This is a genomic window from Bacteroidota bacterium (genome assembly GCA_034723125.1).
GTDB lineage: Bacteria > Bacteroidota > Bacteroidia > CAILMK01 > JAAYUY01 > JAYEOP01.
Genome location: JAYEOP010000078.1, coordinates 1 through 5014, shown reverse-complemented (window position 1 = coordinate 5014; position 5014 = coordinate 1). Strand labels below are relative to the sequence as shown.

Below are 5014 nucleotides of genomic sequence, written 5' to 3'. Positions count from 1 at the left end.
AAAAATTCTTTGCATAACTTGTTCCGCACTTGTTTCGGAAGCCATAGCTACGGAAATAATTTTTAACGACAAAAAAGGGAAATAGAAATGATTTATATCGGGTGTTTTGATGTTAATTTGGTATAAATCCCTTACACCCATCTACTTAGTGTCTCTTAGAAAACTCTACAAAATTAAAAATAGATTTTTTCTAAGAGGCACTACTTACTACCCAATCATCTTTTATCAACAATTTTTAAACAGCAGTATTTTGTCTGCGTTTCTATTCATAAATTTCACAAGATTTGAATTGGGAATTTTAGCGTTTTTAACAATATTTTAAAACATAATTAATTTCTTTTTTCACTCTCAACTATTTTTTTAAAAAATTAATATATTACAAGAAAATTATTATGACAAAATTTACACACCTTCATCTCCACACACAATATTCCATACTTGATGGAGCGGCAAGTATTAGCAAATTAATGGAAAAAGCCAAAAAGGATAAGATGGAAGCAATGGCGATAACCGACCATGGAAATATGTTTGGTGTTCTTGATTTTGTAAAACAAGCAAATGAAAATGAAATAAAACCAATTATCGGATGTGAAACCTATGTTGCCGCAAGAGGATTAAAAACAAAAGAAGGCAAAGAAGACAGAAGCGGTTTTCATCTTATTTTATTAGCAAAAAACAAAAAAGGATACCATAATCTGTCAAAATTAATATCAATTTCCTATAAAGATGGATTTTATTTTAAACCAAGAGTAGATATTGAACTACTTAAAGAATATCATGAAGGCATAATTGCCTCTACCGCCTGCCTTGGAGGAGAAGTTCCACAAGCATTAATGAGAAAAAGTAAAGATTATGCAAAAGAAGTAATAAAAAAATACAAAGATATTTTTGGAGATGACTTTTACCTTGAATTAATGAGGCACGGCAGAAAAGAACAAAAAGAAGTAAACGAACAACTTATTGAGCTGTCAAAAGAACTTGATATTCCTCTTATTGCCACCAATGATGTTCACTATGTCGAAAAAGAAGACTATGAAGCACATCACATCCTAATTTGCATAAACACAGGAAAAGATATTGACAGCAAAGACAGTATTGAATACACAGGCAATGAATATTTTAGAACTACCAAAGAAATGAAGGAACTATTTGCCGATGTTCCTGAGGCAATAGAAAACACACAAAAAGTTGTTGACAAAATAGAAAACATTAATCTTGAACATAAAATAATTTTACCGCATTTTCAATTCCCTGAAAACTTTAAAGATCAGGATGAATATTTAAAGCATCTATCATTTGAAGGAGCAAAAATAAAATATAAAGAAGTAACAGAAGAAGTAATAGAACGCCTGAATTTTGAACTTGAAATAATAAAGGATATGGGCTTTGCAGGATATTTTCTCATAGTTCAGGATTTAATTAATGAAGCACGAAAGATGGATGTAATTGTAGGACCAGGCAGAGGCTCTGCAGCTGGCTCGGCAGTAGCATTCTGTACAGGTATCACAGATATTGACCCCATAAAATACAACCTACTTTTTGAAAGATTTCTTAATCCCGAACGAATTTCAATGCCTGATATTGATATTGACTTTGATGATTATGGACGTGATAAAGTATTACAATACGTAGTTGATAAATATGGAGAAGACAAAGTAGCACAAATTATTACCTTTGGAACAATGGCTCCAAGACTTGCAATTCGTGATGTTGCACGAGTATTAAAACTTCCACTTCCAGATGCAGACAGATTGGCTAAATTAGTACCAAACGAAGCAGGAATTACACTTGAAAAAGCATTTAAAAATGTAAATGAATTAAAAAATATTTACAAAAAAGGAAAAGAAAAAGAAAGGAAAACCCTAGAATTTGCAAAGATACTTGAAGGCTCAAAAAGACACACAGGAACTCATGCTTGCGGAGTAATTATAGGACCTGACGACCTTAAAGAGCATATACCACTTAGCATAGCCAAAGATTCGGATTTAATGGTTACCCAATACGAAGGTAAATTAGTTGAAAATGTTGGTATGCTAAAAATGGATTTTCTTGGGCTTAAAACTCTTACAATAATAAAAGATACACTTGACACTATAAAAAGGAATTATAACAAAAGTATTAACATTGAAGAGATTGACTTAAATGATAAAAAGACATTTGAATTATATCAAAAAGGATTAACCTTAGGAACATTTCAGTTTGAATCACCGGGAATGCGTAAACATTTACAACAGTTAAAACCCGATAATATTGAAGACTTGATTGCAATGAATGCACTCTATCGTCCGGGACCAATGAAATTTATACCTCAATTTATAAGAAGAAAACACGGTAGCGAAAAAGTTGAATATCCTCATCCTTCATTAGAAAAAATTCTTGCTCCTACTTTTGGTATAATGGTTTATCAAGAACAGATAATGCAGTGTGCTCAAATAATTGGAAATTTTTCACTTGGAAAAGCAGACGTTCTCAGGCGTGCAATGGGTAAAAAGAAAAAAAAGGAAATGGATGAAAACAAAACACCTTTCATTCAGGGAGCAAAAGAAAATAACATAAGTAAAGAAATAGCAAGCGAAATTTTTACAATCATGGAAGGCTTTGCCGAATATGGATTTAATCGTTCACATAGTGCTGCCTACTCAGTTGTTGCTTATTATACCGCATACCTAAAAGCCAATTATCCCGCAGCATACATGGCAGCCGTTCTTGCACACAACATGAGTGATATTAAAAAAGTAAACATCCTTATAAACGAATGTAACAATATGGGAATAAGCGTACTTGGTCCCGATATTAACGAATCACAATATATATTTACTGTAAGTAAAGAAAAAATAATAAGATACGGATTAGGAGGAATTAAAGGAGTAGGTGAAGCAGCAGTAAATTCAATTCTCATAGAACGTAACAAAAACAGCTTATTCAAAGATATTTTTGATCTTACATCAAGAGTAAATTTGCGAGCTGTAAACAAAAGAAGTATAGAAAGCCTTGCCCTTGCAGGAGCTTTTGATTCCTTTGAAAACACCCACAGAGCTCAATATTTTCATAAACAGGATAATGATTTACAAACACCAATTGACAAAGCAATAAAATTAGGACAAAAAATTAAAGCAAGTAAACAATCGGCACAGCAATCATTGTTTGGAGATGAAGAATTTACAAAAATTTCAAATCCATCATTACCAAAATGTGATAAATGGCCTGCAATTACACTACTTCAAAAAGAAAAAGAACTTATTGGATTTTATATTTCCGGTCATCCCCTTGATGAAAATGAAATTGAATTAAAAAACTTTTGCAATGTTGAATTGGAAGATATTAAAAACAATATTGAAAAAATAAAAACCAGAAATTTTATTCTCGGAGGAATTGTTGACGAAAGTACACAAAAAACCTCAAAGAAGGGCACTCAATACGGCATATTTACATTAGAAGATTATACGGAAAAACATCAGTTTTATCTTTTTAATGAAAAATACATGAAATTCAAATATGTACTTGAACCCGGAGCAAAAATACTGATACAAGGTACTATTCGTCCCAAATTTAGAGATTCACAAGAACTTGTTACTGATATTAAAGAAATTACATTACTAAATAATGCAATGAATAAATTGCTAAAAAAAATTACCTTAAAAGTTGACTTAGAAAGTATTAACAAGGATTTCAACAACGAATTAGAAAAAATTTCCAAAGAACATAAGGGTGATTTTCCTGTTTATCTTGAAATCATTACACCAACGGAAGATAAAAAAAGTATGAAATTACTGATGTCATCAAAAATTAAAGTTGATGCATCAAAAGAATTTTTTGAAAAAATAAATAAATTGAATGTTGTAAAATATAAACTAAACTGATGAAACAGATTGTTTAATTGTGGATTTGGTTATCCATACGGACTCATACGAGCTAACTTCGTGTCGCAAGTTTTGTTTATTTGTTTAAACGCAGAGTCACAGAAACGCAGAGGAAAAAGTAACAAAAAAAGTCAACCCTATTCAGGCAAGCACAGAGAGGTGAGAGGTGAGAGATGAGTCAACCCTATTTAGGCAAGCACAAACGAGGACTGCTTACTGGAGACTGAAGACTGCCGACTTCTTTATTTGTTTATTTGGAATTTGACTGCTGGCTGGAGACTGCCTACTGCTGACTGAGGACTGTTTTTGACTACCTCTGCTAAAAAGCTCGAGATTGTCGCGGTCTTACCTCCCTCACAATGATGATTATATGGGTTGTTGTAGAAATTGTTTAGATTCTCCTCCGTAGCTTTAGCGAAGGAGGATATGTTTAGTTGGTTATTTGTTTATTTGGTTATTTGTTTATCCGAGACACTAACTCTAAGTACTTTAGGCACTTTAAGTACTCTAAGTACTTCTTTTTGTTTATTTGTTTATTTAAAGTTTAAAAATATTTTTTATTGTAATAGCTTTTATTATTTTTGCAGTTCAAAAAATGTTTTAAAAAAAATTATAAATAATATAAAATGGCATCTGAAATTACATCAGCAAATTTTGAAGAAAAAGTTACAAACTCTGACAAACCTGTATTACTTGATTTTTGGGCAGAATGGTGTGGACCATGTAGAATGATTGGTCCTATCGTTGACGAAATTGGTGTTGAAATGGCAGATCAGTTAAATGTTGGAAAAGTAAATGTTGATATTGAACCATCAATAGCACAACAATTTGGTATTAGAAACATCCCTACTTTATTAATTTTTAAAAATGGCGAATTGGTTGACAAGGTTGTTGGTGCAGTACCAAAACCAATGCTCATAAGCAAGCTTCAACCTCATTTGGGATAATTATCATTTTTTTTCGTTGATAAAATTATTAGTCTTTAATAGAAAATATCTATCTTCGATATTTTCTTTTTGTTATGGGAGGTTCTATAAATACATTCGCCTGCCTATGTCGGCAGACAGGCATTAAGATTTTTAGTTTTTTTATAGACAATGAAAAAAATTGAAACAAATCGGGATAATGTAAAAAGTTTTGAAGAAGTATATGAT

Annotated in this window: 2 protein-coding genes; both read left to right on the top strand. The window is 31.7% G+C overall.

Going from position 1 to position 5014, the window contains the following annotated elements; translation table 11 throughout:
* The first annotated feature begins 392 nt into the window (after positions 1 to 392).
* Complete coding sequence (gene dnaE / locus U9R42_02380; protein MEA3494861.1) at positions 393 to 3860, top strand: DNA polymerase III subunit alpha; 3468 nt, start codon at positions 393 to 395, stop codon at positions 3858 to 3860.
* Positions 3861 to 4486: 626 nt separating this feature from the next.
* Positions 4487 to 4807 carry a thioredoxin gene (trxA, locus tag U9R42_02375; protein MEA3494860.1) on the top strand — a complete coding sequence of 107 codons (321 nt, stop codon included), beginning with the start codon at positions 4487 to 4489 and terminating at the stop codon, positions 4805 to 4807.
* Positions 4808 to 5014 lie beyond the last annotated feature (207 nt).